We start from the raw sequence: 5382 nt of genomic DNA on the forward strand, positions 1-5382 counted from the left end.
ATCAAAAAGAGTACAAAAAACAGCCTTATGTTTTTAGAAAAAAAAGAAAAAGGATAGAGACATTATTTTCTCAACTTTGCGATCAGTTTATGATAAGACGAAATTATGCAAAGACTTTTAAAGGGGTTAAAACTAGAATATTATCAAAAATTAGAGCGTTAACAACGGTTCAGTACATCAATAAATTTATATTCGATAGGAATATTAATAATATTAAAATTAGCATTATTTAAAATGCACAACGGGTTCTCAAATCCAATCTCTTATTAAAACAAGAGATACCTTATTACCAAAATTAATGAGTGGGAAATTACGTGTTAATGAATTTAAAGAAGAAAATCTTATTTGATGACTAAACAGAAAAACGAAAACAAAACCACATAAACCACTGATAATCAATATTTTTTTTATTTGATGGTTATTTGATAAAGAAATATGGAAGCGTATAAAAAAGATAAAAAATACACACCAAGAGAATTAATGGAAAGAGCTTATCAATTAAGCCTTGAGTCTATTGGTGAACACGAAAACAAACCAGACCCTTTGGTTGGAGCTATTCTAGCTACTAAAGAGGGTAAGATTTTAGCAGAAGCTTCAAGAGGTGAGTTACGTATTGGAGAGCATTGCGAGTTTACCTTAATTGAACGAAAATTAAAGAGTGAAAATCTTTCAGATAAAGTTTTATATGTCACTTTAGAACCGTGTATAGATGCAGTACGCACCAAACCTAAAAGAGGTTGTGCCACACACATTATAAAATCTCGTATTCATAAAGTATATATTGGTATGCGAGACCCAGATATAGATATCGAAAATCAAGGTGCTAATCAACTGATTGATGCCAAAGTTATTGTAGAAGATTTTTATCCGGACATCAGTAAAAAAATACGAGATAGCCTAACAGAATTTATTGAGTATAAAGAAGCAGAGAAGCTTCGCATACAGCAAGAAAAACCAAAAGAAAAGAAAACACCCTATTTAAAAGAAATAGTTCCAGGAACTAAAATTGAACAATTTTCTAATCTTGCAATAAAAAAGTTCATCAAAAACTCGAATGCTAATTTTACCTATCCATCAGAAGCTTTTAATCAATGGGCAGTATCTTTTGGATTAGCAAACCAACAAGAAAATATTATAACACCGACTAATATTGGTTTAATAGTATTTGGCGAAAAAGTAGATGAAGTTTTACCACATACACTTTTTAAAGTTGAAATAGAATATCCAGATGGTGCTACTCAAATTAAAGACATTGGTGGTGCATTAGCAATGCAGTTGGAAAAAGTGTTTTCATTCGTTAATGATAAAGCATTAAAACTAACCATTGACCGATCAACTGCTAAACGTAGTGCTAGTGCAGATTTTCCATTAGAAATTTTAAGAGAAGCCATTGCCAATGCAATAATACATAGAGATTATAGTATTACTTCATCCACAAATTATCTATTTGTAAGTAAGGATAAGATTGTAATTAAAAGTCCAGGCCTTCCAATGCCACCTTTAACATTAAAAGATATTCGCTCATTAGACTTGCCTTCAGTAAGTCGTAATCCAAAAGTGATGTATGTTTATAATAGAATGGGGCTTGCAGAGCAAAGAGGTATTGGCTTACGTAGTATGAAATCATTGTCTAGTAAAGGCTTTCCTTTACCAGTGATTGATTTAAAAGGTAATGTACTGGAAATTTCTTTTGCTAGAAGTGCTGATGCCTTACCAAACATATTAGTAGACAATATAGAAGGACTTTCAGAACAGGATAAGTTAGGAGTTCAATTTATTCAATCAAAAGAAGAAATAACGGTTAATGATTATGCAGCAGAATTTGGAATCACTACCAAAACAGCACAACGTAGATTAAGTGATTTAGTAGATAAAGGTGTAATTACAAAAGAAGGAGAACGTAGATGGACAAAATACAGATTAAAAAAATGATAAAGGACATTCTAAAAGACATTTTGTCCTTTACTAGATATGAATCAATAGATTTTAATTCTAAAGGACAATTTAAAGGACATTTTGTCCTTTAAGAGAGGTAAAGCACGAATTAAAGAGATAAAGGACATTATATGCTCAACGAAAACACCATAGAACTTTCTTTAATAGACCAATTAGTCAATCAAGGCTATACTTATTATAACGGTACAGATATTTCACCTATTGGTGAAAATCCACAGCGTGAAAGTTTTAGTTCAGTATTATTAGAAAATCATTTTAAAGATTCGCTTAAAAAATTAAATCCAACACTTCCAGAGTCAGCTCGTTTAGAAGCCTATCAAAAGGTTATTAATCTTGGTACAGCAGATATAATGGAAAACAATGAGCGTTTCCATACACTACTTACCAATGGAGTAACCGTCGAATACACCAAAGAAGGAAGAACCAAAGGTATTAATGTAAAATTGCTAGATATTGAGCAACCAGATAACAACAATTTTCGGGTGGTCAATCAATTGGTAGTTAAAGAAAATAACAACGAAAAACGCTTTGATGTTGTCATCTATATAAACGGTTTGCCATTAGTTTTTATAGAGCTTAAAAGTGCCACAAGTGAAAAAGCAACCTTACGTAGAGCCTACGACCAAATACAAAATTACAAAAAGGCAGTACCTAGCATTTTTTATTACAATGGCATTTGTGTCATTTCAGATGGTATAGATGCAGGTACATCTAGTGTGTCAGCACCATTTTCACGTTATTTATCTTGGAAAGCACCAAAAGAAGTAGCCAATGAAGTAAGAACTGAATTGCAAATTCTTACCGAATATATGCTCAACAAAAAAACATTGGTTGAGCTAATACGTTACTGTACCGTTTTTGAAAAAGAAGAAAAGAAAGATGAAAAAACAGGCATTATCTCCCAAGTAAAAATTAAAAAAGTAGGTGCTTATCATCAATATTATGCAGTTCAAAAAGCAGTTAATCAAACCTTAAGAGCAACAAATTCTAAAGATGGTGATAGAAAAGTGGGGGTAGTTTGGCACACACAAGGTTCTGGTAAATCGTTGTCAATGGTCTTTTATAGTGGGCAAATAATAACGCATCCACAAATGGAAAATCCAACCATTGTAATGCTTACAGATAGAAATGATTTAGACGACCAACTATTTGGTACGTTTGGTAATTGTGTTGGGTTATTAAGATAAACACCAGTACAAGCAAACAATAGAGAACATATAAAAGAACTATTAAAAGTATCTGGTGGTGGTGTTATTTTTACCACTATTCAAAAGTTTGCGCCTGCAGAAGGTAATGTTTATGAAACTTTATCAGACCGAACAAATATTGTAGTAGTTGCAGACGAAGCACACAGAAGTCAATATGGTTTTAAAGCTCGTGAAGTAGAGACAGATGAAGGTATGGAAACTAGGTATGGTAATGCAAAGTATTTAAGAGATGCTTTACCTAACGCTTCTTATATCGGTTTTACAGGCACACCTATTGAAAAAGAAGATAAATCTACACCAGCAGTTTTTGGTAATTATATAGATGTCTATGATATTAAACAAGCTGTAGATGATGGAGCAACAGTTCCTATTAGTTATGAATCTCGTTTAATAAAAATTAAATTAGATGATAAAAAAGCCAAAGAACTTGATGATGAAATTAATGCAATAGAAGGTGCAACTGAAGAACAATTAGAAAAAGCTAAAAAGAAAACAACAACTATAGATGCTATAATTGGTGAGCCAAGTCGTTTAAAAGATGTTGTAACACATTTTGAAGCTCGCCAAAACGTATTTGAAGGTAAAGCAATGATTGTTGGTATGACACGAAATATCTGTGTTCGCCTTTACAATGAAATAATTGCTTTAAAACCAGAATGGCACAATGATGATTTAGACAAGGGAACTATTAAAGTCATAATGACAAGTTCTACAGACGACCCAGAAATTTTTCAACCACATCATACAACAAAAAATCAAAGAAAAGATTTGGCTACAAGAATGAAAGACCCCAATGATAATTTAAAGATGGTCATTGTTCGCGATATGTGGTTAACTGGTTTTGATGCTCCAAGTATGCATACCTTGTATGTAGATAAAAAAATGCAAGGTGCTAATTTAATGCAAGCAATTGCAAGAGTAAATAGAGTGTATAAAGATAAGCCAGGTGGTTTAGTTGTAGATTATATTGGTATTGGTCAAGATTTACGTAAAGCAATGGCAACCTATTTACAAAGTGGTGGAGAAGGTTCGCCTGTTGTAGATATTAAAGAAGCGATTGCAGGTATGAAAGAGAAGTTTGAAATCGTAGAGCAAATGTTCAACGGTTTTGATTTCAAGCAATATTTTAAAGTTGATACTGCTCAAAAACTACAAGTATTATTGGGTGCTCAAAACTTCATTTTAACAGACCAAAAATTAAAAGATAGATTTTTAAAAGAGGTAACATTATTGTCAAAGTTATTTGCAATGTCAATTCCAAGTCCAGATGCAAATGCTATTAAAAACGGAGTAGCATTTTTTCAAGCTGTGAAAGCTCGTATTAATAAGTTTACAGGAAGCAGTGTAAAATCTGATTACGAAGTAGAGACAGCAATTAAACAAATTGTAGATGATGCTTTATCTAGTGATGGGGTTATTGATGTTTTTGATGCTGCTGGTATAGAAGCTCCTTCTGTTAGTATTTTATCAGATGAATTTTTATTGGAAGTGAAGAATATGCAACAGAAAAATATTGCTTTTGAACTCCTTAAAAAATTGTTGAGTGATGAAGTTAGTATTCGTAAAACAAAAAATTTAGTACAAGCAAAGAAGTTTTCAGAAATGCTAGAATCAGTGGTAAAACGCTATCATAACAACCAAATAGATTCAGCACAAGTATTGGCGGAGTTATCTGAAATTGCAAAAGAAATGCGTTTAGAAGATAGTAAATCAGAAGATTTAGGATTAACACCAGAAGAATATGCTTTTTATAGTGTCTTAAAACAAAATGATTCAACGAGCTTTTTAGATGATGATAAAATGAAAGAATTGATTCATACTATTGTTGATGTAATAAGACAAAATGCAACTGTAGATTGGAGTAAAAGAGACGATGTAAGAGCCAAATTAAGACTCACAGTAAAGAAAATATTAATGCGTTATGGTTATCAACCAGATATAGCAAAGTTGGAAGCTGATAAAGTATTAAGACAAGGAGAAGCACTAGCAGAAATATTCTCTTCTAACAATTAGATAATAGATGTTTTTATATAAATTACTTATAAGAATAAATAATATTTTGTAACTTATCAAAGTAATAACCGTCTAATATATAAACCCGTTGTGCATTTTAAATAATGCTAATTTTAATATTATTAATATTCCTATCGAATATAAATTTATTGATGTACTGAACCGTTGTTAACGCTGTAATTTTTGATAATATTCTAGTTTTAAA

The 5382-nt window shown here is 31.5% G+C and carries 2 protein-coding genes and 2 pseudogenes; 3 read left to right on the forward strand and 1 reads right to left on the reverse strand.

Annotated features, from left to right (window positions below):
• The 3 genes and pseudogenes from AC2D6T_RS11945 to AC2D6T_RS11955 all read left to right on the forward strand — a co-directional run.
• A partial coding sequence (locus AC2D6T_RS11945; RefSeq protein ID WP_484681640.1) for a transposase occupies positions 1 to 233 on the forward strand: 233 nt, incomplete at its 5' end.
• A 202-nt stretch (positions 234 to 435) separates the two neighbouring features.
• Entirely contained in the window at positions 436 to 1932 is a 1497-nt protein-coding gene (locus AC2D6T_RS11950) for an ATP-binding protein (protein ID WP_484681641.1), read from the forward strand.
• Positions 1933 to 2066: 134 nt separating this feature from the next.
• Positions 2067 to 5177: pseudogene (locus AC2D6T_RS11955) on the forward strand (type I restriction endonuclease subunit R).
• A 97-nt stretch (positions 5178 to 5274) separates the two neighbouring features.
• On the opposite strand, the pseudogene AC2D6T_RS11960 reads toward AC2D6T_RS11955, so the two are convergent.
• Positions 5275 to 5382 (reverse strand): annotated as a pseudogene (locus AC2D6T_RS11960) (IS982 family transposase); the annotation flags it as partial.

The organism is Polaribacter sp. YIW18, from assembly GCF_057219325.1.

What these genes read in the sequence shown, in the direction of transcription:
- AC2D6T_RS11950 (WP_484681641.1), top strand. Translation starts at nt 436, where the DNA reads ATGGAAGCGTATAAAAAAGATAAAAAATACACACCAAGAGAATTAATG.